At 42.8% G+C, this 21,408-nt stretch carries 20 protein-coding genes, 4 tRNA genes and 1 other RNA gene; 22 read left to right on the forward strand and 3 right to left on the reverse strand.

Features of this window, described 5'->3' with window-relative positions; translation table 11 throughout:
• Window positions 1-18 precede the first annotated feature (18 nt).
• The 8 genes from rpoD to rnpB all read left to right on the forward strand — a co-directional run bounded on the left by rpoD (window position 19) and on the right by rnpB (window position 3,959).
• Window positions 19-1,134: an RNA polymerase sigma factor RpoD gene (gene rpoD, locus P22_RS01195; protein WP_054258374.1), complete on the forward strand. Its 1,116-nt coding sequence runs from the start codon at window positions 19-21 to the stop codon at window positions 1,132-1,134.
• 85 nt (window positions 1,135-1,219) lie between these two features.
• Window positions 1,220-1,295 (forward strand) — tRNA-Asn (locus P22_RS01200).
• A 52-nt stretch (window positions 1,296-1,347) separates the two neighbouring features.
• Window positions 1,348-1,422: transfer RNA gene (locus tag P22_RS01205), tRNA-Ile, on the forward strand.
• Window positions 1,423-1,442: 20 nt separating this feature from the next.
• Window positions 1,443-1,517 (forward strand) — tRNA-Glu (locus P22_RS01210).
• Between the two features lie 41 nt (window positions 1,518-1,558).
• Window positions 1,559-1,634: transfer RNA gene (locus P22_RS01215), tRNA-Val, on the forward strand.
• A gap of 96 nt (window positions 1,635-1,730) precedes the next feature.
• Complete coding sequence (locus tag P22_RS01220; RefSeq protein ID WP_069972729.1) at window positions 1,731-2,438, forward strand: tRNA (adenine(22)-N(1))-methyltransferase; 708 nt, start codon at window positions 1,731-1,733, stop codon at window positions 2,436-2,438.
• Window positions 2,429-3,550 carry a Nif3-like dinuclear metal center hexameric protein gene (locus tag P22_RS01225; RefSeq protein ID WP_054258375.1) on the forward strand — a complete coding sequence of 374 codons (1,122 nt, stop codon included), beginning with the start codon at window positions 2,429-2,431 and terminating at the stop codon, window positions 3,548-3,550. The genes P22_RS01220 and P22_RS01225 overlap by 10 nt, the downstream gene beginning before the upstream one ends.
• Window positions 3,551-3,607: 57 nt before the next feature.
• An RNA gene (gene rnpB / locus P22_RS01845) (RNase P RNA component class A) lies at window positions 3,608-3,959 on the forward strand.
• A gap of 45 nt (window positions 3,960-4,004) precedes the next feature.
• Here the strand turns inward: rnpB and P22_RS01230 are convergent.
• Entirely contained in the window at window positions 4,005-4,568 is a 564-nt protein-coding gene (locus P22_RS01230; RefSeq protein WP_054258376.1) for a nitroreductase family protein, read from the reverse strand.
• Window positions 4,569-4,731: 163 nt separating this feature from the next.
• Between P22_RS01230 and trxA the strand changes: the two genes are divergently transcribed.
• The 13 genes from trxA to P22_RS01295 all read left to right on the forward strand — a co-directional run bounded on the left by trxA (window position 4,732) and on the right by P22_RS01295 (window position 17,479).
• Window positions 4,732-5,052: a thioredoxin gene (gene trxA / locus P22_RS01235; RefSeq protein ID WP_054258377.1), complete on the forward strand. Its 321-nt coding sequence runs from the start codon at window positions 4,732-4,734 to the stop codon at window positions 5,050-5,052.
• Between the two features lie 176 nt (window positions 5,053-5,228).
• Entirely contained in the window at window positions 5,229-6,596 is a 1,368-nt protein-coding gene (gene miaB / locus P22_RS01240) for a tRNA (N6-isopentenyl adenosine(37)-C2)-methylthiotransferase MiaB (protein ID WP_082378360.1), read from the forward strand.
• 29 nt (window positions 6,597-6,625) lie between these two features.
• Window positions 6,626-9,226, forward strand: a complete 2,601-nt coding sequence (gene mutS, locus P22_RS01245; protein ID WP_054258378.1) for a DNA mismatch repair protein MutS — start codon at window positions 6,626-6,628, stop codon at window positions 9,224-9,226.
• Window positions 9,223-11,037: a DNA mismatch repair endonuclease MutL gene (gene mutL / locus P22_RS01250; protein ID WP_054258379.1), complete on the forward strand. Its 1,815-nt coding sequence runs from the start codon at window positions 9,223-9,225 to the stop codon at window positions 11,035-11,037. Before mutS ends, mutL begins: the two co-directional genes overlap by 4 nt.
• Before the next feature lie 18 nt (window positions 11,038-11,055).
• Window positions 11,056-11,841 carry a class I SAM-dependent methyltransferase gene (locus P22_RS01255; RefSeq protein ID WP_054258380.1) on the forward strand — a complete coding sequence of 262 codons (786 nt, stop codon included), beginning with the start codon at window positions 11,056-11,058 and terminating at the stop codon, window positions 11,839-11,841.
• A 16-nt stretch (window positions 11,842-11,857) separates the two neighbouring features.
• The gene (gene miaA / locus P22_RS01260; protein ID WP_054258381.1) at window positions 11,858-12,790 is read left to right on the forward strand and encodes a tRNA (adenosine(37)-N6)-dimethylallyltransferase MiaA; all 933 of its coding nucleotides are present in this window, start codon (window positions 11,858-11,860) and stop codon (window positions 12,788-12,790) included.
• Window positions 12,791-12,851: 61 nt separating this feature from the next.
• Window positions 12,852-13,103, forward strand: a complete 252-nt coding sequence (gene hfq, locus P22_RS01265) for an RNA chaperone Hfq (protein WP_054258382.1) — start codon at window positions 12,852-12,854, stop codon at window positions 13,101-13,103.
• A 91-nt stretch (window positions 13,104-13,194) separates the two neighbouring features.
• The gene (locus P22_RS01270; protein ID WP_054258383.1) at window positions 13,195-13,764 is read left to right on the forward strand and encodes an AAA family ATPase; all 570 of its coding nucleotides are present in this window, start codon (window positions 13,195-13,197) and stop codon (window positions 13,762-13,764) included.
• A gap of 170 nt (window positions 13,765-13,934) precedes the next feature.
• Window positions 13,935-14,129, forward strand: a complete 195-nt coding sequence (thiS, locus tag P22_RS01275; protein ID WP_054258384.1) for a sulfur carrier protein ThiS — start codon at window positions 13,935-13,937, stop codon at window positions 14,127-14,129.
• Window positions 14,130-14,171: 42 nt separating this feature from the next.
• Window positions 14,172-14,936, forward strand: a complete 765-nt coding sequence (locus tag P22_RS01280; protein ID WP_054258385.1) for a thiazole synthase — start codon at window positions 14,172-14,174, stop codon at window positions 14,934-14,936.
• Window positions 14,937-14,938: 2 nt separating this feature from the next.
• Window positions 14,939-16,093 carry a 2-iminoacetate synthase ThiH gene (gene thiH, locus P22_RS01285; protein ID WP_054258386.1) on the forward strand — a complete coding sequence of 385 codons (1,155 nt, stop codon included), beginning with the start codon at window positions 14,939-14,941 and terminating at the stop codon, window positions 16,091-16,093.
• 4 nt (window positions 16,094-16,097) lie between these two features.
• Complete coding sequence (locus P22_RS01290) at window positions 16,098-16,688, forward strand: thiamine phosphate synthase (protein WP_054258506.1); 591 nt, start codon at window positions 16,098-16,100, stop codon at window positions 16,686-16,688.
• Window positions 16,689-16,957: 269 nt separating this feature from the next.
• Window positions 16,958-17,479, forward strand: coding sequence for a hypothetical protein (locus P22_RS01295; RefSeq protein ID WP_054258387.1), 522 nt, complete (start codon window positions 16,958-16,960; stop codon window positions 17,477-17,479).
• Here the strand turns inward: P22_RS01295 and P22_RS01300 are convergent.
• Together P22_RS01300 and P22_RS21525 are read right to left on the reverse strand one after the other, a co-directional pair.
• A complete protein-coding gene (locus P22_RS01300) occupies window positions 17,466-19,004 on the reverse strand; it encodes a recombinase family protein (RefSeq protein ID WP_054258388.1) in 1,539 nt (512 codons plus the stop codon). The two genes, P22_RS01295 and P22_RS01300, sit on opposite strands and share 14 nt — an antisense overlap.
• A gap of 364 nt (window positions 19,005-19,368) precedes the next feature.
• Window positions 19,369-19,992: a M23 family metallopeptidase gene (locus P22_RS21525; RefSeq protein ID WP_054258389.1), complete on the reverse strand. Its 624-nt coding sequence runs from the start codon at window positions 19,990-19,992 to the stop codon at window positions 19,369-19,371.
• A gap of 159 nt (window positions 19,993-20,151) precedes the next feature.
• Between P22_RS21525 and P22_RS01310 the strand changes: the two genes are divergently transcribed.
• A complete protein-coding gene (locus tag P22_RS01310) occupies window positions 20,152-21,282 on the forward strand; it encodes an efflux RND transporter periplasmic adaptor subunit (protein WP_054258390.1) in 1,131 nt (376 codons plus the stop codon).
• The last annotated feature ends 126 nt before the right edge of the window (window positions 21,283-21,408 follow it).

Raw genomic sequence — 21,408 nt, forward strand, 5'->3', positions numbered from 1 at the left:
ACGGAGGGGGGGAGCAAGATGACGGAGAAAAAGAGTGTTGTACCAAATGAGCATGTCAATGAGTTATTGCATAAGGGAAAACAACGCGGTGGTATGCTGACTTATGCTGAGATAATGGACACTCTCCAAGGTGATGATTTATCTCCCGATGAAATTGATGATATGTATGAGGTTTTTTCTAGTAAGGGAATAGAGATTGTAGATGAAATCCCGGATGTAGAAGGATTGGATGAGCCGGATATTTCAGAGATGGAAGAAGTGACTCCGGAAGAGGTGGATATCGATTTAACCATCCCTGAGGGGATCAGCATAGATGATCCTGTTCGAATGTACCTTAAGGAAATTGGCCGGGTGCCCCTTTTAAATGCTGATGAAGAAATTAGACTGGCCCAACGGATGGAACAGGGAGATGAAGAGGCCAAGCGCCGTCTAGCGGAAGCAAATCTGCGATTAGTAGTTAGTATTGCTAAACGTTATGTGGGGCGTGGCATGCTGTTTCTGGATCTCATTCAGGAGGGGAACCTTGGCTTGATCAAGGCGGTCGAAAAATTTGACTATAATAAAGGCTATAAATTTAGTACCTATGCGACGTGGTGGATTCGCCAGGCCATAACCAGGGCAATCGCTGATCAGGCCCGTACCATCCGTATTCCAGTGCATATGGTAGAAACGATCAATAAACTTATCCGGGTATCACGACAGTTATTGCAGGAACTTGGGCGTGAGCCGCTACCGGAAGAAATTGCCCGTGAAATGGAAATCAGTGTCGACCGTGTGCGGGAGATTATGAAAATTGCCCAGGAACCGGTATCGCTGGAAACTCCTATAGGCGAAGAGGAAGATTCCCATTTAGGTGATTTTATTGAAGATCAGGACGCACCGGCTCCGGCGGAAGCTGCTTCCTTTATGTTGTTGAAAGAGCAACTGGAGGAAGTTTTAGAGACTCTGACACCGCGTGAAGAGAAAGTTCTTCGGCTTCGTTTTGGATTGGATGACGGGAGAGCACGTACGCTGGAAGAGGTTGGGCAGCATTTTGGCGTTACACGGGAACGTATACGGCAGATAGAAGCAAAAGCGCTGCGTAAACTGCGTCATCCGAGCCGAAGTAAAAAGTTAAAAGATTTTTTGGAATAGAACGAATGAGTGAGTTTTCATAAAAATGAAAGAATCTATTGACTAAAAATATATATTGCTTTATAATAGATCTTGTTGGTATCATTCCTCGATAGCTCAGTTGGTAGAGCAATCGGCTGTTAACCGATCGGTCGTAGGTTCGAGTCCTACTCGAGGAGCCATCTATAGGATTGCTAAACAGGCTTTCTTCGGAAAACCTGTTTTATATTCTCCGGGCCTATAGCTCAGCGGTAGAGCAGCCGGCTCATAACCGGCTGGTCCCTGGTTCGATCCCAGGTGGGCCCACCATTGACAGATCAGATAGTTTTGGCCCGTTGGTCAAGCGGTTAAGACACCGCCCTTTCACGGCGGTATCGGGGGTTCGATTCCCCCACGGGTCACCACTGATGATTAGAAACCAACCATTAGGTTTAAAAATTGAAAAGGGCGATTAGCTCAGCTGGGAGAGCGCCTGCCTTACAAGCAGGATGTCGGCAGTTCGATCCTGTCATCGCCCACCATAAGAACAAATATGCAAAGCAGTTGCTTTGCATATTTTTCTATAGAAATAGATATTATTTATTTTGATATAATAGAGATAGACTGGAAGAGGAAAGATGATAGAGGTGAGATGGTTGCATTTAAGTAAAAGGCTGGCTGCAATTGCCCGTTTCGTGCCGCAGTCCTCACGACTAGCCGACATCGGTACCGATCATGCTTATTTGCCGATTTTTCTTATACAAAAACATGTTATATCTTCAGCAATTGCCGGGGAAGTCAATACTGGGCCCTATCGGTCGGCCGAAGAAACACTGAAGCGTTTTGCATTAAAAAGCCAAGTATCATTGCGCTTAGGTGATGGCTTGTCTGTTTTACATCCGGGTGAAGCAGAAACGGTAGTTATTGCCGGTATGGGAGGCCCTACGATCATTAATATTTTATCTCAACACCCCAGGGTAACCCAGTCTGTTCAACGTTTTATCATACAACCTATGATTGCCACAGGGTTAGTGCGTCGGTGGTTTGTCAGTCATCAATGGCGCATTGTGGCAGAGGATCTTGTGCCGGAAGAGGGGCGGCTATATGAAATCGTTGTGGCCGAACCCGGATGCTCACCCCATTTAGAGGATATTTTATACGATATTGGCCCTTTCTTATGGAATAGCAGGCATCCATTCCTGAAAGAGCATATTTCCTTGCTTATCAGGCAGTATAGTAGAATGCGGGAAAATATGAAAGCCAGTGAACGGGCGCATGCTTCCTCAAAATTTTCAATTTTGTCGGATAAGCTAGAAGCATTGGAGGCTAGGCGAAAATGTCTGTAAAATGCCAACTGATCATGGATGCAATGAATCAATTAGCACCCGATTATCTGGCGGAAGACTGGGATAATGTCGGACTGCTGGTTGGAAATCCGGGACAAAAAATAAGAAAAGTTTTAGTTGTTTTAGATGTCACACCGACTGTTGTTGACTATGCCGTTGATAGTAAAGTGGACATGATTATTTCACATCATCCCTTGATTTTTCACGGGATGAAGAATATCCGCACAGATTTGTATTCAGGAATGGTTATTGCAAAATTATTAAAAGCTGATATTGCTGTTTATGCTGCCCATACCAATTTAGATATAACGGCCGGCGGTGTAAATGACAGCCTGGCCAGAAAACTTTTGTTACAAAACATAAGAACATTGAATATTTATAAGAACGAAAAATTATTAAAACTAGTCGTCTTTGTTCCTCAAACGCATATTGTTGAAGTTCGGTCAGCCCTGACAGAAGCAGGTGGTGGCCATATTGGCAAATATAGTCATTGTACCTTTCAGTCTCCAGGAAAAGGAGCCTTTCTGCCATTGGAAGGGACTAATCCGTTTATAGGAACCAAGGGAGAACTGGAAATTGTGGACGAATACCGTCTGGAAACTATCGTGCCGGAGTCTGGAATTCAGCGGATTATTAATGCAATGCTTAAAGTCCATCCTTATGAAGAAGTTGCGTATGATGTGTATTCGCTGGAAAATAAAGGGCAGCCGTTCGGATTGGGGCGTATTGGCGAATTACTTCATCCCACGAGCTTGACAGAGTTTATTTGTCAGGTGAAGCAGGCACTTTCTGTCAGCTTTGTCAGAGTTGCCGGACAGCACAACGCTATGATTAACAAGGTGGCCATATGTGGAGGCAGTGGCGCTGGATTGATTTCCGAAGCCGTTGCTTTGGGGGCTGACGTGTTGGTAACCGGTGATGTGAAGTATCATGAAGCACATAATGCAGTGCAGGCGGGCATTTCTGTTATTGATGCCGGACATTTTGCCACAGAACAACCGGTCATTGCTGATCTTGTGAAATATCTGAATAATTTTGCCACTCAACATAAATGGTTTGTGGAAATTGAATCCGGTGAACATTGCAATAAGGATATTTTTGATTTTTATTAGAGGATCTTCTTGACGAAGTCTTATTAAGCTGATAAAATATATTTCTAGTTTGATATATGAGTCGGAAAGATGATCGCAAATACCCTTGCGTATTTGAGGAAAGTCCGAGCTCCATAGGGCAGGGTGCTGGATAACGTCCAGCGAGGGTGACCTCAGGGAAAGTGCCACAGAAATGTAGACCGCCTGGATAGCAGGCAAGGATGGAACGGTGCGGTAAGAGCGCACCAGCAATCAGGTGACTGATTGGCTAGGTAAACCCCACCTGGAGCAAGACCGAATAGGGAAGGGATGAAGCTGCCCGCTGAGCCTTCCGGGTTGCGTCGCTTGAATCGTCAGGTAACTGACGGTCTAGATAAATGATCATCGCCGCTTTTGCGGAACAGAACTCGGCTTATTGATGGCTCATAATGATGACATAATACCCGTGGTGCTTCTAATTGAAGTAATACGGGTATCATTTTTTCCAATAAAGTATTTCCGGTTTCTTTTTTATTAACGGCTTGGCCTGGGTAGCGGGATAGCCTAGAATTAAAGGAGCTACCATGGTGTATTCCGCCGGAATATTTAATTCTTGTTTGATATCCGGCTTTTGCAAAAAATCCTGGGCAAAACCGATCCAGCAGGTTCCTAAGCCTGAATCATGAGCTGTTAACATGATATTCTGTGCGGCCAGACAACAATCGCCACAAGCAAAAGGCCCCTTTGGTTTGGCATAAATGATAAGTAGTGTCCCGGCATTATGGAATACATCATAATTATCTTTTTCTAACAGAGGTTTGTATTTTAACAATGAGGGATGGGTATCCAATATACTTAGTAAATATGTTTTGATGCGGTCAGAATAGTTTTTTAACAAAACACGGTCCTGAATGACAGCAAAGCACCAGGGTTGTGAATTTGTGGCGCTGGGCGCCTGAGTAGCAGCATCTAGCAAAGTAAGAATTGTTGATTTATCGGGCTGTTGCTCGGTATACTTTCGAACCGAGCGACGCGTGTACAGTGTATTTTTAAATTCCATGGCTATTTCCTTTCAAAAATCATATAAATATATGACTTAATAATATTCTATTGTGCCTTATCTGTAAAGCGAATTAGTATAATAAATAGGATTGACTTTTGGAAGAATATTTTTTATAATTTTATCATAGTAACCCCCGGCATGGGGGGGAGGAGGTATTTTTATGAGCGTGGTAAACATTTCCAACCAGACTGAATTTTCCAGTATAATAAATACAGATAAGCCTGTTCTAGTAGATTTTTGGGCAGCTTGGTGCGGGCCCTGCAAAATGGTTGCACCGGAAATTGAGGCGGTGGCCCAGGCATATGACGGAAAAGCGGTTATTGCTAAGGTGAATATTGATGAACAAGGAGAATTGGCTGGTCAATACAATGTTATGAGCATCCCTACTGTTCTTGTTTTTAAGAACGGACAAGAAGTTACCAGACTGGTTGGCTACCGACCGCGGAAAGAGTTTAGTGACGCTCTTGATAAAGTTTTATAATATTCCTTACTAAAATAATAAAAACCCAATTGGGTTTTTATTATTTTAGTAAGGATTTTTTTATCTGTTTGCTAAGTATCCATGTTTTTATAAAAAGCCGGTTTTAGGTTTAGTTGTTTGATATCATAATATAGGGTATAATATCCATCATCAAGAGTTTTCTGGAGGATAAATGAATGACAGATAGAATAGAAAATGATGTTGACATAGACGGAAAAAATCAATGCCAGAAATTTATGTGCATTCTTACATATGGTTGTCAAATGAATGAAAACGATTCTGAACGGTTTGCCGGTCAATTAAAAACTGCGGGGTATCAATTTACGGATAAACTTGATCAGGCTGATCTGATTATTATTAATACCTGTTGTGTACGGGAAAGTGCCGAGAAAAAGATATATGGAAAAATTGGTGAGCTAAAAAAATTAAAAGCTGTTAACCCAAACTTGCTGATAGGCATTGCGGGGTGCATGGCCCAAAAAGATCAGGAGAAAATTTTTAAGAAAGCATCTCATATTGATTTTATTATTGGAACGCATAATGTCCATAAATTAGCTGAATTGATTGCGGAAGTAGAAAATAAAAAGGAAAAAGTGCTGGCGGTATGGGAACAGGCCGAACAGATGGCGCCGGATGTTCCTACCGTTCATAAGGGACAAGTTTCGGCGTATGTTCCGATTATGTACGGTTGTAATAATTTTTGTACGTATTGTATCGTTCCTTATGTGCGGGGGAGAGAACGCAGTCGTTCTGTTGAGGACATTCTTAGGGAAATCAATCAGTTAGCGGCGGATGGATTCAAAGAAGTGACACTGCTTGGACAAAATGTAAACTCTTACGGTAAGGATAAACAAGAGACGCAGGGATTTGCAAGGCTTCTTGAGGCAGTAGACCGGTCTTCCGCCGTAGAACGTATCCGGTATATGACTTCACACCCGCGGGATATGAATGATGCGGTAATCGATGTGATTAGTCAGAGTACAAAAATCTGTGAACATTTTCATTTGCCCATCCAATCGGGGAGCGATAAAATTCTGGAGAAAATGAATCGTGGCTATAGTACCGAATACTATCTTTCTTTGATGAAAAAAATACGGGAAGCCGTTCCGAATGCCAGTATTACTACTGATATTATTGTAGGGTTTCCCGGGGAGACGGAAGAATTATTTTTAGAAACAATCCAATTGCTTAAGGAAATTCGTTTTGATGCTGCCTATACATTTATTTATTCACAGCGCTCCGGTACTCCTGCAGCTGCCATGCCGGGGCAGGTTCCTCTTGCCGAAAAAAAGGCAAGATTGCAGCGTTTAATGACAATGCAAAATGATATTAGCCTGGATATTAACCAGAGTTTGCAAGGACAGACTTTAGAAGTTCTTGTGGAAGGGCCTAGTAAAAATGATGAAACCAGGTGGATGGGCAGGACACGTACGAATAAAATCGTTCTGTGGGATAAGAAAGGCACGGAAAAAGTTGGCCAGCTATTGCCGGTTTACATTGTTAATGCCCAAACCTGGTTGTTAAAGGGACAACTTTTATCCTAAAATTTAGAAACAGAAAAAGGTGAGCGAATATGAGCGTGAGCTATACTCCGATGCTAGAGCAGTATCGGGAAATAAAAAAAAATCACCCTCAGGAAATACTATTTTTCCGTCTTGGTGATTTTTATGAAATGTTTTTTGATGATGCCGAGCTGGCTTCGCGTGAATTGGAAATTACATTAACCTCACGCGAAGGCGGACAAAATACCCGTGTGCCTATGTGCGGTATTCCTTATCATGCTGCAGAACCTTACCTGTCTAAGTTGATTAGCAAAGGTTATAAAATTGCCATTTGTGAGCAGATGGAAGATCCTAAGCAGGTGAAGGGCCTGGTACGCCGGGAAGTCATAAAAATTATTACTCCCGGTACCGTTCTTTCAGAAAATCTTCTGCCGGATCAGAATAACAATTTTTTAGCGGTTATATCAGAAGATGCCAATATCCTGTATCTGGCCGCCGCTGATATTTCCACAGGGGAATGCCTGTGGTCCTCATTCAGCGGACCGGACCGCCAAAGCTCCCTTTGTGACCAGTTGTTCAGACTAATGCCTTCAGAATTAGTACTTACCGGCAGGATAAATGATTTTGCCGGGTTGGAATCCTTTATGGACAATCGCATGCCCAATTGTACGGTAACGACTCTGAAAATAGATGATGTAAGTTTAGTTCAGCTTCTTCCGGAAAAACACTTCGCTAAGGACGACCTTCCGGAGAAGGGAGGAGCCTATCATACTGTCGGTTATCTCCTTTATTATTTAAACCAGACGGTAAAAAATGATTTATCACATATTAACCGTTTAGTTAGGTATAATGCGGCGGAACATCTGGTACTGGATGCCGCAACATTACGAAACTTAGAAATAACAAGAAATATGCGTGATGGCAGCAAAAAAGATACTGTTTATTCGGTATTGGATTTTACCAAAACGGCAATGGGAGGCAGACTTTTACGAAAATGGCTTGAATATCCGCTATTACAGGCACAGGACATTATATTCCGCCAGGATGCCATTACCTCTTTATTGGAAAATCCTTTATTGCGTCAAAGCCTTCATGCCGCGTTAGCGGATATCTACGATTTTGAACGTATTTTAACCCGTATTGAAGTAGGAACTGCGAATGCCCGCGATTTAATTGCTCTTAAAAATTCGCTGTCCTCTTTGCCGCGTATTAAGAAGGGCTTAGCAGATATTAGCAGTCATTTACTAAAAACGACGGGTGCCAATATTCGTATTCATCAGGATGTAGTCAATTTGATCGAAAATGCTATTGTCGACACACCACCTTTCTCTGTTCGCGAGGGCGGATTAATAAAAGAAGGCTATGACTTTGAACTGGACGAGCTGCGTAATATTGCACGGGACAGTAAACGGTGGATACAGGATTTAGAAATGAAGGAACGCGAAGCTACAGGTATCAAATCAATGAAGATCGGCTATAATAAAGTCTTTGGTTATTATCTGGAAGTCACACATACTCATGCGGCTGCGGTTCCTGCACATTACATCCGCAAACAGACGTTGGCCAATGCGGAACGCTATATTACTCCTGAACTTAAAGAGTTTGAGACGAAAGTATTAGGCGCTCAAGAAAAAATCGTTTCAATTGAATATCATCTGTTTAGCACGGTACGTGAGTACATAAAGGAGCGCATTCAGGAAATTCAGCATACGGCGCGACAGGTAGCACAGATTGATGTTTTAACAAGTCTGAGCGAAGCAGCTGCCCGGTACAATTATGTTAGGCCTGTCATTAACAACAGGCGGGAAATCGTAATCCGTGATGGGCGGCACCCGGTTGTCGAAAGATTGCTGTTCAAAGAAATGTTTGTGCCGAATGATACGCTGCTTAACCATGGAGATAGCGAAATCATGATTATAACCGGGCCCAATATGGCGGGTAAATCGACCTATATGCGGCAGGTGGCTGTTTTAGCGCTGCTGGCTCAAATTGGTAGTTTTATTCCGGCCCGTGAAGCAAGTTTTTGTCCGGTTGACCGCATTTTTACAAGAGTGGGAGCCAGTGATGACCTGGCAACCGGACAAAGCACTTTTATGGTTGAAATGAATGAAGTAGCTCAAATTCTGAAACATGCTACGCAAAACAGCTTGATTATATTGGATGAGATTGGGCGGGGGACAAGTACCTTTGACGGGATGAGCATTGCAAAAGCAGTAATTGAGTATATTAAGACCCGGATCAAAGCGAAAACCCTGTTTGCCACTCACTATCATGAACTGACCGAACTGGCAGAGTCGCATTCCGGTGTGCAAAACTATTCGGTTGCAGTAAAAGAACGTGGAAATGATGTCATATTTTTGCGCCGGATTATTCCGGGCGGAGCGGATAAAAGTTATGGTATTCATGTAGCCCAGCTGGCTGGCTTGCCAAAAAAAGTGATTGAACGGGCACAGGAAATTTTGCATGAACTAGAACAGCATCAGGCAATAAACGAGACAAAGGAAGCAACTTGTCAAACGGCGGCCAGTCATAGCGAAGCCTTGTCTTTATTTACCAGTTCACTGGTGGAAGAATTAGCAGCGATAGATGTCATGACAATAACTCCCCTAGAGGCAATCAATATTTTATATAGGCTGCAGAATCAGGCTAAACAGGAGGCAGGCCAGCTATGAACGCATCGATTATCCGTGTGCTTGATGAAAATACTGCCAATAAAATTGCGGCAGGAGAAGTAGTAGAGCGACCGGCATCCATTGTAAAAGAGCTAATAGAAAACTCTCTGGATGCGGGTAGCCGAACCATTGAAATAGAAATAGAAGATGGGGGAACCAGCTTTATCCGGGTGACGGATGACGGCAGCGGAATGAGTTCTGAAGATGCCAAACTTTCCGTGGTACGTCATGCCACCAGTAAGATCCGGGAAGTAGAAGACTTGGAGTGCATCAGCTCGCTTGGTTTCCGTGGGGAAGCGTTACCCAGTATTGCGGCAGTAGCTAAATTTACATTAACTACCCGGCTTAAACAGGAAACTTTGGGAACCTTTTTGGAAATTCAGGGCGGTACGCTTACCGATATGCGTGAAGGGGGCAGTAATATTGGCACAACAATTACGGTTAGCGATTTGTTTTTCAATACGCCGGCCAGACGGAAGTTTTTGAAAACTCCAGGGGCAGAAAGTTCACAAATTCATAATATAGTCTCCAAGTTGGCTTTATCGCATCCGGAAGTTTCTTTTAAGTTGATTAATAATCAAAAGTTAGTCATGCATACTCCGGGAACTAATAAGTTAGTCGATGTACTTACCAGTTTATATGGGGTACAGGTTGCCGATGATCTGATTAATGTGAATTATGCCGATAACGACATAACTATTTCCGGAATTATTGGCAAGCCTACACTTTTAAAAAGCAGCCGGCAGTGGCAAACCTATATTGTCAATTTACGAGTTATTAATAACCGCTTTATTGCCAAGGCTGTTGATAATGCTTATCACTCTTTGTTGCCGAAAACCGGGTATCCTCTTACTGTACTTCACATTACGGTTCCATTAGACAGTGTAGATATAAATGTTCATCCGCAAAAAGTTGATATTAAATTCCGGGATGAGCAAAAAGTTTTTCGTTCCGTGTATAAGGCCGTTACAGCGACGCTGACGGCTCCTTTGCCACCGACTCAATTGGCGGCCACTGTCCAGCTGCGGTTTACGGAGAGATATCAAAATGCCAATTCATTCGCACCTGCAGCAGGGAAGGTATGTCATTGGAAACAGACCTCACTAGACTCCGATTATTCACAGCAGGAAGAGGTTTCACCGATAATGGTTGCACGTGAAAGTCTGCAACGGCAGGACAATATATTTCCACTACCTCCGATCTCTCCTTTAGAATCAGTGAGAGCAACCGTCGAAGGAACTCAGTTTGCATTAAGAGCGCTGGGGCAGATTGAAGACTGCTATATTTTGGCTCAAGGTAAAGACGGACTCTACATTATTGATCAGCATGCCGCCCATGAACGAATTCTTTACGATCGAATGAGTAAAGCGGCTAACCGTATCCCCATTCAGCAATTATTGGTTCCGGTTTTTTTCGAATTCGATCCAAGAGAAATGGATGTCATCCAGGAACATTCGGCAGTTTTTTATCAACTGGGATTTTCTTTGGATATAGTGGGACCAAATACCGTGCGTTTGACAGAGGTTCCTGCCGATATTTCTGCCAGCGACAGTGAAGACCTGCTAAGACAAATTCTTTTGGAAGTTCAGACTATGCATAAACCGACAGCACAGGATCTCCGGCATGCCGGGTTACAGATTGCCTCTTGTCGGGCTGCGATCAAAGCCGGGGATACACTTACCATGCGGCAGATACAAGCACTGGTTGATGAATTATGCAGTACCGATCTTTCTTATACCTGCCCGCATGGTAGACCCGCTATGATCCGGTTTTCTCCCAAAGATTTAGCAAAAATGTTTAAGCGGACATAGTATAAGAGGGGCTTTAGTGTGAAGGTAATAGTTACAACGGCGCTGCGTCCCAGCGCAAAAATAATGGCAATGGCACAAAACCTGGCAGCCATCTTACAAATCCCCTATGTCGTTAGGGAAAATCACTCCATACCCATGCTTAAAGAAATCTATAAAACCGATTTATTGTTAATTATTACCCAAAGGGGTCCTGTAGTGACAACACCTGGAGGCAACTTCTTTTTTCATTTGAGTATGGCACAATTGCGTATAAAAAATATCATAAATGGAAAACATGACCATATGGCAGCTGCCATGGACTTAAAGCCAGGTATGTCAGTTCTGGATTGTACACTGGGATTAGCTACAGATGCCATTGTAGCCAGCTTCGTGGCTGGAACAACCGGCTATGTCAAGGGGATTGAAAATTCTCCATTGATTAGTGCGGTTACCCGGTACGGTTTACAAAATTTTGCTGATGCAGATAGTGACATCATTCAATCTTTACGCCGCGTTGAAGTAGAAACGGCGGATTATCTTAAATATCTAAATAATTTATCTACGGATAGTTTTGACATTGTATATTTTGATCCGATGTTCCGACGTCCCATTCAAAGCAGTTCGAATGTAAAGCCGTTGAGATATCTCGCTGATGACCGTCCCTTGCTTCCGGAAGCGGTGGCAGAAGCCTGTCGGGTAGCTAAGCGTCGTGTTGTTATTAAAGAAGCTCATAATAGTGCTGAATTTAGAAAATTTCCATTAACTGCTTTGCAGGGAGGCAAATATAGCAGCATTCATTATGGCATTATCGAGATAAGCGGGTGAGAATGGGAGAGTGATTATGGAACGTGTTATAGCCGTCATTGGCCCGACTGCAGTCGGAAAAACAAAAGTCAGCATTGATTTGGCCAGAAAGCTTAATACGGAAATTATTTCCGGTGATTCAATGCTTGTATATCAACAAATGAATATTGGTACCGCCAAACCTGATATGGCGGAACGACGTGGAGTTACACATCATCTAGTCGATTGTCTTAAGCCGACGGAGCAATTTAGCGTAGCTGATTTTCAGCAGCTTGCCGCACAACATATCACAGCGATAAACCAACAGGGGAAAGTGCCTGTTTTAGTCGGAGGAACGGGATTGTATGTGAGGGCTCTTTTAGAAGATTATCAATTTAATTCTACGGCGGGGAGTGAAAAGCTTCGTCTGAAACTGGAAAATTTGGCCGATTTATATGGGAATACTTATTTGCATAACAAATTAGCCGTTAAAGATCCTGATACTGCAGCCAGATTACATCCGAATGATCGCCGCCGCATCATACGTGCATTGGAAGTTAACGAACTGGGTGGTGAACGCATATCGCAGGCGAAGAACCCCCAGGGGCTGGTGTACAATGCAGCGGTTATCGCTCTAACTTTGGATAGGGCGGCCTTATACCGTAATATTAATCTGCGTGTTGATCAGATGGTTACTTCTGGGTTAGTGGCAGAAGTGGATGGGTTGTTAAAGCAAGGCGTCTCACCGGAGTGTCAGGCGATGAAGGGAATCGGCTATAAAGAGATAGTAGCTTATTTGCAGGGGGATACTGATTTAGCTCAGGCTGTAGAAAATATCAAGCAGGCAACCCGGAATTTTGCAAAACGCCAGTTGACTTGGTACCGGAAAATGCCTTATATACAATGGTTTAAGGTAGATGAGTATATTGACTATGCGAATTTAATGGAAAGTATTTACAGATATGTTGCAGGAAAGCTTGGTCTCAAGTAGAATAAAACTAAGAAAGAGTATAGATGAGAAGGAAATATCATAAATACGGAGGGGTTAATTCATGACAACAAAAGTAATTAATTTGCAGGACAGTTTTTTAAATCAAGTACGTAAAGAGAATATGCCGGTGGTAATTTATCTAGTCAACGGGTTTCAACTGAGAGGGTCGGTTAAAGGATTTGATAATTTTACAGTGATCATAGAAAATGATGGTAAACAGCAATTAGTTTACAAACATGCGATATCGACAATTACACCCTTCCGTCCGCTTTCCTCTAATTATCATGAAAAAAAAGAAGAGCCCAAAATGTAACAAATGCTCCGGAACCTTCCGGAGCATTTGTTACATTTTTCTGTGTTTACGCATATACTGTATATCACCGATAGGCGAGAGGTGAGTGAAAATGATATATATTTGTCCACAAGAAGTTTTTACAGCAATCGCCGCAGGGGAGATATCGGCCTTGGAGGGTTTTCGGCATTTGCGGGAAATGGAAGAATCAATGAACCGCCCAATGCTAAAAAAAACAGCAAGCAGTCCGCAAAAAGCAGAAGATGTTTTAAAAGAGTTGGATTCTTTAATCGGACTTGATAAAGTAAAACGGTTAGTTAGGGAAATATATGCATTTTTAGAGATACAAAAGCGGAGGGAAAGAGAACATTTGCTGACAGAGCCTTTAGTATTACATATGGTTTTTAAAGGGAATCCTGGGACAGGGAAAACAACTGTAGCCCGTATCTTAGGAAAAATTTTTTGCCAGATGGGCGTTCTCAGCCGTGGACATTTGATTGAAGTGGAGCGGGCGGATCTGGTAGGGGAATATATTGGGCATACTGCCCAAAAAACACGCGAACAACTAAAAAAAGCATATGGCGGTATACTGTTTATTGATGAGGCCTATTCGCTGGCCAGGGGTGGGGAAAAAGACTTTGGAAAAGAATCAATCGACGTTTTGGTGAAAGCCTGGAAATAAATCAGCATAATATGTGGATATTTACATTGAGGAAAAGAACCATCGATAACTTGATTTGTGTCAGGGAACATGTTATACTGTCTTTAATAAAAGCACAAAATGGGGAACACCACCAAAAGGGTGTCACTTCGTTTTGTGCTTTTTTCATTTTTTATGGAAGAGGTGAAATAATGAAAGTGAATGGTAAGAACATGGCGCTGGAAAAAGAACAGACTTTATTTGATTTCTTGACAAGCCTGCAGTTTGATTACAGGACCATTGCTATAGAACACAACGGGGTAATTATTCCCGAGACAGAGTATAAAAAGATCCGGCTGTCAGATCAGGACATTCTGGAAATTGTGCATTTTGTGGGCGGTGGTTAGTTGTAACGTGAATTGGAATGAGAGGGAGGAGAAGCACTTTATATGAATGACTCATTAATTATCGGCGGACAGAAATTTCGATCCCGGTTAATTTTAGGATCCGGTAAATTCTCACTTGAGATGACTCAAGCGGTTATTACTTACGGCGAAGTGGATATGGTGACACTGGCCTTGCGCCGGGCCAATATCGGTGGAAAAGAGAATATTTTGGATTACATACCTTCCAACGTTACACTCTTACCTAATACCTCCGGGGCTAGAAATGCAGAGGAGGCAGTAAGGATTGCCAGGCTGGCAAGGGGAATCGGGTGCGGCCATTTTATTAAGCTGGAGGTTATCTCTGATTCAAAATATTTGCTGCCGGATAATTACGAAACAATTAAAGCCACGGAGATGTTATCGCAAGAGGGATTTCATGTCATGCCCTATATGTATCCTGACTTACATGTTGCCCGTGCGTTGGTCAATGCAGGGGCAGCCGCCGTTATGCCATTGGGCGCACCAATTGGCAGCAATAAAGGGTTATGTACTAAAGAGTTTATTCGTATTTTAGTGGAAGAAATTGACCTGCCGGTTATTGTCGATGCGGGAATCGGCCGCCCGTCGCAAGCGTGTGAAGCGATGGAAATGGGAGTAGCTGCCGTGATGTGCAATACGGCTATTGCCACATCGGGAAATATAGCGCAGATGGCGAGCGCTTTTAAGTTAGCTGTTCAAGCCGGTCGGGAAGCTTATATAGCCCGTTTGGGACGTGTTTTGGATAAAGCGGAAGCCTCAAGTCCTTTGACCGGATTTTTGGAGGACTGATCATGATGATGAGTCAAAATAGTCATATGGAATATAGGGAAGGAATGGAAGTTATTGATTCGGATTTGATGGAAAGAGTTGGAAGGTTATTGCAGCTCTATGATCATCGGCAATATACCGCGGAAAATGTCAAACAGGCATTGCGGCATGAACGGCTTACCCTTGAGGACTATGGAGCCATTATATCTCCGGCTGCCGAACTGTATTTGGAAGAAATAGCTGTGAGGGCTACCGCAGAGACCAGACGGTATTTTGGCAGTTCAGTTCAAATATTTACACCACTCTATATTTCTAATTACTGTGAAAATCATTGTGTATACTGTGGCTTTAACTGCAAGAACAGCATAAAAAGAGGAAAACTGTCCTTAGCGGAGATTGAAGAGGAATTAAAGGAGATAGCTGCCACCGGATTAAAAGAGATTCTGCTTCTTACCGGAGAAGCCCGTTCCCAGTCCGGAGTCCGCTATATCGGAGAGGCTGTCAAGTTAGCAGCCTGCTATTTTTCGACAGTCGGTATTGAGATCTATCCGTTGAACAGTGATGAATATGCCTACTTGCGTGAATGTGGTGCCGATTTTGTTTCCGTTTATCAGGAAACTTATGAATCGGACAAATATAAAGAGGTTCATTTACGGGGGCCAAAACGAGTGTATCCTTATCGTTTCCATTCGCAGGAACGGGCATTAAAAGGGGGGATGAAAGGGGTGGCTTTTGGAGCATTGCTGGGGTTAGGGGATTTTCGTAAGGATGCCTTTGCTGCTGGACTGCACGCCTATTTTCTCCAGCAGAAATATCCTTATGCTGAAATATCTTTTTCAACTCCCCGTTTACGGCCATACATTAACAATGTAAAAAATAATCCTAATGATGTCCATGAACGACAATTGTTGCAAGTTATACTGGCTTATCGCCTGTTTATGCCTTTTGCCGGAATTACCATTTCTACCCGAGAACGGGCACGGTTTCGTGACCATATCATCGGTATGGCTGCTACTAAGATTTCTGCCGGGGTTAATGTTGGTGTGGGGGGACACAAAGAGCAGGAAAAGGGTGATGAACAATTTAAAATTGCCGATACACGCAGTGTGGAAGAGGTGCATCAGATGATTCTTGACAGGGGACTTCAGCCGGTTTATACCGACTATGTGCGGGTATAGAATTATGGTAATTTGTGTGACCGACCGGAAACTTTGCCAGGAGGATTTTTTACACCGCATTCAAAAGGTGGCTCAGGCCAAACCTTATGCAGTGATGTTGAGAGAAAAAGATTTGGATCTGCCGGCTTATGAACGGTTAGCCTGCCAGGTCAAAAAGGTCTGTGACCGATATGGGGTGATTCTGATCCTTCACCGATATAGTGCGGTGGCAATAAAAATGCAGCATCAGCATCTTCATTTGTCAATGCCGGATTTACGCGTTTATCGCCGGGAAGCATCGGTTATACAGTTGGGGGCTTCGGTTCATTCGGTTGAAGAAGCCAGGGAGGCAGAAGCGCTGGGAGCCGCTTATGTTGTTGCAGGCCATATCTATACTACAGACTGTAAAAGAGGCATCCCACCCAGAGGATTGTTTTTTTTAGAGGAAGTCTGCCAGGCTGTGGATTTGCCGGTGCTGGCTATTGGTGGAATTGGCAGAAATAACATAAGGCAGGTGTTGGCAACAGGGGCGCAAGGATGTTGTGTCAGGTCTGAAGCCATGACCTGTTCTGATCCGGCAGCTTTTATACAAGCTTTATCGGTTTCCTCAAAGTAAAAACAACAGGCCTTTTCCCTTAAAAGGGCGTAAGAGCCTGTTGCTTCACTAACGGTCTCTATTCTGAGAAAATCCTGAAAGGGAATTGGGGATAGAACAGAAGAATAATGAAATGTCTCTATATGGTTTACCTTTGTTCAAAATTTAAATTAATTGTGAACAAAGGCAGTTAATGATATAATCATATATACTATATGATTATATCATCGTTTCTTGTGTTTATAATCACAAAAATAATGTGATTGCAGATCTTTGCAAGGTGGAATGCTATGTATGTAGAGAAGCGTAGAAACGGCACCTTTTATCTCAAAGAAAGTGTCTATGATCCTAAAACAAAACGGCCGAAAAATAAGTCTGTTTACCTTGGTGCCAATGCCATACAAGCAAAAGAAAAACTAAGATTACTTACCGAAGATCCGGCACTGCTGGGACAGATACCCGATATACAGCGATATGAAATGGAACTGGACAAAGTTGTTAAAGAAATAAAAAAGCTAAACGGGTTTCAGGCGGAGGGTATAAATGATTTTATCAGTGATATGGTACACGAACTTTTACAGGCTAAACAGTTTATCGCTGCAGCACAGGCTGGTCTTGTTGTTCTTACCGCGGATTGTCCCGGTTGTTGCTTTAACAAAGCCAATCATTGCCAGCATTTTAGACAAAATTTTCGGATAGGGGTTAAGCAGTCCGGAGGGAAAAATATACTACGGTGCATGGCAAAAGAATCAGGGGACAGTGAAACGATTACAGGTACCATCAGGCTGCCATGTGAATTTAGAGAACGGTGAGACTTAGCTTTAATTGCACGTTAATTTCCAGACGGCTGCCACGTCCCCGGGTATCATCGGTTCGTTCAACGATAACTTCATCCAAAATTGACCGTAAAGCTGCTCTTTTTTCTTGTAATGTAAAACTATCTTTATAAATATGGAACTGATCTGTGGGAAAAATGTCAAGAGAGGACTGGCTAAAAGCAGTTGCGTTTAATTGTGTTTCATATGTTTTCTTTATCTGGTTAATGTCCGCCAGTTTTTTCTGTATATCTCTTAATTGAATTTCAGCCTCACTTTCCGTTACAATTCTTTGACGAAACCAACGTAGGAGAGTAGCTTGTTGCCGTACTAGTTCTTTTTCGGTTTTTATAATTTGCTCCAGTGCAATTTTATTTTTTTTACCTTCCTCTGTCTGAGGAAGGAATTGAATGCACTCCTTTACTAATGAAAAACTATGAAAGTTCTCCCACAGGTAATTAAATACATATTCGTCGAGAGTTTCAGTGGGGATCTGCCTGGCCGGACACGGGGACTGCCCTGGGGGCAGGCAGGATGGATTTTTTTTCCCTGAACAGGCGTAGTAGCTAATGAGTTTTTTGCATCCGGAATGAGAAATAAGCATTGGCCGGCCACATTTAGCACAAGTGACAAGGCCGTTTAACAGATACTCATGTTTTATATTGCGTTTGGCAAAGTCCCTATTTTCCTGCAATTGTTTTTGTGCAGCCTGCCAGGTAAACTCGTCAATTATGGCAGGGACAGTAATTGGAATCCATTCTGCTTCCGGACGGAGAGTGCGTTTTTTTTTACTTAAACCAATTTTTTCATAACGATATTTCATTGAATAGATCGTGCCTTTATACAAGGTGTTTGTTAATATCCTGTGTATACTGGAGCTTATCCAGCCATGTTTATTTCTAGGCGAAGGGATTCCGCGAGCATTCAGCTCCTTACATATCCTGGCTGTACCCATTTTTCTCTTAACAAGGAAGTCAAAGATCATTCTTATAATTTCAGCCTCTGATTGGTTAATTATATAAGTGCTTCTAGCTGAATCAAAACTATAGCCAAATGGTTTGGCATTACTAATAACCAGACCTTTGGCAGCTTTACCCCGTTTCCCACGCATCGTCCTTTCTTTGATTTTTTCTTTTTCGTATTCGGCCACTATGCCTTGGAATTTATACATCAGTTCACCTTCGGAGGTGGCGTCAAAGTTTACGGAGGCAAATTTTCGCGTGGCTCCGGCTTTGGCAATTTCTTCCGATAGGATGAGAAGATGAATGGTTTTACGGGTCAAGCGGTCGGGTGCATAGGCAATAACAAGATCAAAGAGTTTATTTTTTAATTTTTCCCGTAATTTAGTCAATGCCGGACGATCAATAAATTCTCCTGAATATCCGTCATCAATAAATTCTTCAATTCTGGTTGCGCCTAATTTAAGAGCATATTTACGGCAGGCTTCTAATTGCGTAGTTATAGAATAACCTTTTTCAGCCTGTTGATCTGTAGATACCCGAACATATATCGCTGCATTCATGCATAGTTACCTCTTAGTCGGAATGCGAACGCTGCGTTCGTTTCATAAGACCACTGATAAGTGTCAACATGAATTTCCTGCTATAAGCCTCATGTTTGCTGATATCAGCATTTAGTAGAGTTATTTTTACAATAGGAAGGGGTTTACCTGTTTGCGACATTTTCATCACCTCGGTAAATCATATGCGGGCAATGGTTGTCTGTTTGTTTTTTTAGAGATCATATTTTGTAAAAGTATCTATGTTCTCTGCAAAAAAATAAAATGAGCATACCAGAATGTACGCTCATTATCAATGTGACGAATCTAAAAAAAGTAAAATCTTGGCTGTTGATACTGCTTGGGGAAATGAACAGATATCCTACGTCTAATATAAAACCAAAAATTTAATAGGATCAACGGCGGTACCGTTAACCCTGATTTCGTAATGGACATGTGGACCGGTACTTCTTCCGGTACTGCCTGCAAAGGAAACAATCTGGCCTTTTTTTACTTTTTGGCCTACAATTACTGCTACTTTCGAGTTGTGTCCATAAATCGTCTCAATGCCGTTACCATGATCGATTTGGACAATATTTCCGTAGCCACCGGACCATCCGCTCTTTACAACTTCGCCATCGGCTGTGGCGACAACGGGAGTCCCTATTCCGGCAGCAATGTCGATGCCCGGGTGTAATTCACTGCCGTCCTCCCATGGTGAATTACGCTGACCAAAACCGGAGGTAACCGCGCCGCTAGCCGGCCAGAGTGAGGGGGTGGTTGCAAGCGCATTAGTATTGTCCGGCAGACTTTCATTCTCCTGCATAGATCCAATTTCATCAGGCTGATTGTTTTGTAGTTCGGTTGCTGTCACAGCGTTTGCAGTAAGCGCTTGCTGATGATTTGCAAAAATCCCCACTGAAACTAAGATGAGCATGCTAATAAGTAAACTGGCCCAGTTTATCCCGGGCAGTAGAATTGGTTTACCCTTTTTTTGAAACGGAATAAGCATTGAGTATATCCTCCTCCATAAAACCATGAAACGCCACTTTTACTGACCAGCGTACCTTCTTATTTTCCAACTAAATTTACGTTGTGTCAACACTTGACGTAAAAAGTGAAAAGTGAGAACATAGTACATGCTAGTTTTTATTATTGGAGATGACAATATATGAGGAAAATAGCCCGGCAATATCATCCGATCATTCCCTTGAGTGCATTTTTGCTTTTTTTGGCGCTTGTAGTGGCAGCCCGATTTCACCTGTTTCCATTCTCCTTTTTAGACAAAAATATGGTACAAAATTCGGTTTCCGTTACTGTAGCACCAGTAAGAATTATAAACAAGCCATTATGGATTGCCCGGCCGGGTTCTGTGGAAAATTCAACTTCTGTGCCTATTCATACCGATTATTCCGGCATTCTTAGCGAAATATATGTTAAAACAGGCCAGGCAGTTAAAGCAGGCCACCCATTGGCCAAACTTCAGGGAACTTCTGCTAGCCGTGAATCTCCATCGGCGGGGAGCCTAAATAGAGGAATAGCGCAGGAAAGTTACGACAAAGCGCTAAACGATGTTAATCGCTATCAAAAGTTGTATGAGCAAGGGGCTATTCCACGGCGTCAACTGGAAACCGCCCTGACCCGGCTGCAACAAGCGCAGGAGGAATTGAACAATGCTCAAAATTCGACAGCCGGTGGAAATACTAGTGACGCAATGACAACACTTCATGGCTCTGCAACCGTAACAGCACCCATTGACGGCATTGTAACAGGTTTGTCCGTAACTCCGGGGAATACAGTACAAGCCGGTCAACAGTTGCTTGCTCTGGGCAGCGGGCAAGAAGTGGAAGTGATTGTGCATCTGAATCAGAATGATCTCTATTTGGTTCATTTAGGCACTAAAGCTATGATAGAATTAACGGATCAAATGGTAATGGGGCAGGTTTCCAGTATTTATCCGGAAGTTGACGGCGAACAAATTTCTTCTTTTATAGCACATATTAAGCTTACGGATAATCCGAAAGACTTGCTGCAGCCGGGCAATTCCGTAAACGTTCGCATGGACACCGGTAAAACAGAAAATGTCCGTGTTATTCCTGCTGATTCCGTATTCCAGGATGAACAAGGACGAAATTTTATCTTTATAGCAGTCAATCATGTAGCTGTCAGTCGGCAAGTAACTATTGGCGAAAGGACCGGTGATTTTACTGAAGTTACCTCAGCGTTGCCACAGGAAAGCATGGTCATAACAACCAGGGTTAGAGAAATAAAAAATGGCGATGCTATAACGGTCATTCAATAAACAACCGTCATGGAGCCGATCTTTTGTTCCGTTTATTTACAAGTTGAGTGTAATTGCAGGCATTGAATCAATGCTGAGCAATTGCACTTATTTTGTTATAGGGTAATAACTTGCATTAGTTATCTA

The organism is Propionispora sp. 2/2-37 (assembly GCF_001298735.1).
Classification (GTDB): Bacteria; Bacillota; Negativicutes; order Propionisporales; family Propionisporaceae; genus Propionispora.

What these genes read in the sequence shown, in the direction of transcription:
- P22_RS01280 (WP_054258385.1), top strand. Translation starts at nt 14,172, where the DNA reads ATGAATGACTCATTAATTATCGGCGGACAGAAATTTCGATCCCGGTTA.
- miaB (WP_082378360.1), top strand. Translation starts at nt 5,229, where the DNA reads ATGACAGATAGAATAGAAAATGATGTTGACATAGACGGAAAAAATCAA.
- rpoD (WP_054258374.1), top strand. Translation starts at nt 19, where the DNA reads ATGACGGAGAAAAAGAGTGTTGTACCAAATGAGCATGTCAATGAGTTA.
- miaA (WP_054258381.1), top strand. Translation starts at nt 11,858, where the DNA reads ATGGAACGTGTTATAGCCGTCATTGGCCCGACTGCAGTCGGAAAAACA.
- mutL (WP_054258379.1), top strand. Translation starts at nt 9,223, where the DNA reads ATGAACGCATCGATTATCCGTGTGCTTGATGAAAATACTGCCAATAAA.
- P22_RS01300 (WP_054258388.1), bottom strand. Translation starts at nt 19,004, where the DNA reads ATGAATGCAGCGATATATGTTCGGGTATCTACAGATCAACAGGCTGAA.
- P22_RS01225 (WP_054258375.1), top strand. Translation starts at nt 2,429, where the DNA reads ATGTCTGTAAAATGCCAACTGATCATGGATGCAATGAATCAATTAGCA.
- P22_RS01230 (WP_054258376.1), bottom strand. Translation starts at nt 4,568, where the DNA reads ATGGAATTTAAAAATACACTGTACACGCGTCGCTCGGTTCGAAAGTAT.
- P22_RS21525 (WP_054258389.1), bottom strand. Translation starts at nt 19,992, where the DNA reads ATGCTTATTCCGTTTCAAAAAAAGGGTAAACCAATTCTACTGCCCGGG.
- thiS (WP_054258384.1), top strand. Translation starts at nt 13,935, where the DNA reads ATGAAAGTGAATGGTAAGAACATGGCGCTGGAAAAAGAACAGACTTTA.
- P22_RS01290 (WP_054258506.1), top strand. Translation starts at nt 16,098, where the DNA reads ATGGTAATTTGTGTGACCGACCGGAAACTTTGCCAGGAGGATTTTTTA.
- mutS (WP_054258378.1), top strand. Translation starts at nt 6,626, where the DNA reads ATGAGCGTGAGCTATACTCCGATGCTAGAGCAGTATCGGGAAATAAAA.
- trxA (WP_054258377.1), top strand. Translation starts at nt 4,732, where the DNA reads ATGAGCGTGGTAAACATTTCCAACCAGACTGAATTTTCCAGTATAATA.
- P22_RS01270 (WP_054258383.1), top strand. Translation starts at nt 13,195, where the DNA reads ATGATATATATTTGTCCACAAGAAGTTTTTACAGCAATCGCCGCAGGG.
- P22_RS01220 (WP_069972729.1), top strand. Translation starts at nt 1,731, where the DNA reads ATGATAGAGGTGAGATGGTTGCATTTAAGTAAAAGGCTGGCTGCAATT.
- thiH (WP_054258386.1), top strand. Translation starts at nt 14,939, where the DNA reads ATGATGATGAGTCAAAATAGTCATATGGAATATAGGGAAGGAATGGAA.
- hfq (WP_054258382.1), top strand. Translation starts at nt 12,852, where the DNA reads ATGACAACAAAAGTAATTAATTTGCAGGACAGTTTTTTAAATCAAGTA.
- P22_RS01310 (WP_054258390.1), top strand. Translation starts at nt 20,152, where the DNA reads ATGAGGAAAATAGCCCGGCAATATCATCCGATCATTCCCTTGAGTGCA.
- P22_RS01295 (WP_054258387.1), top strand. Translation starts at nt 16,958, where the DNA reads ATGTATGTAGAGAAGCGTAGAAACGGCACCTTTTATCTCAAAGAAAGT.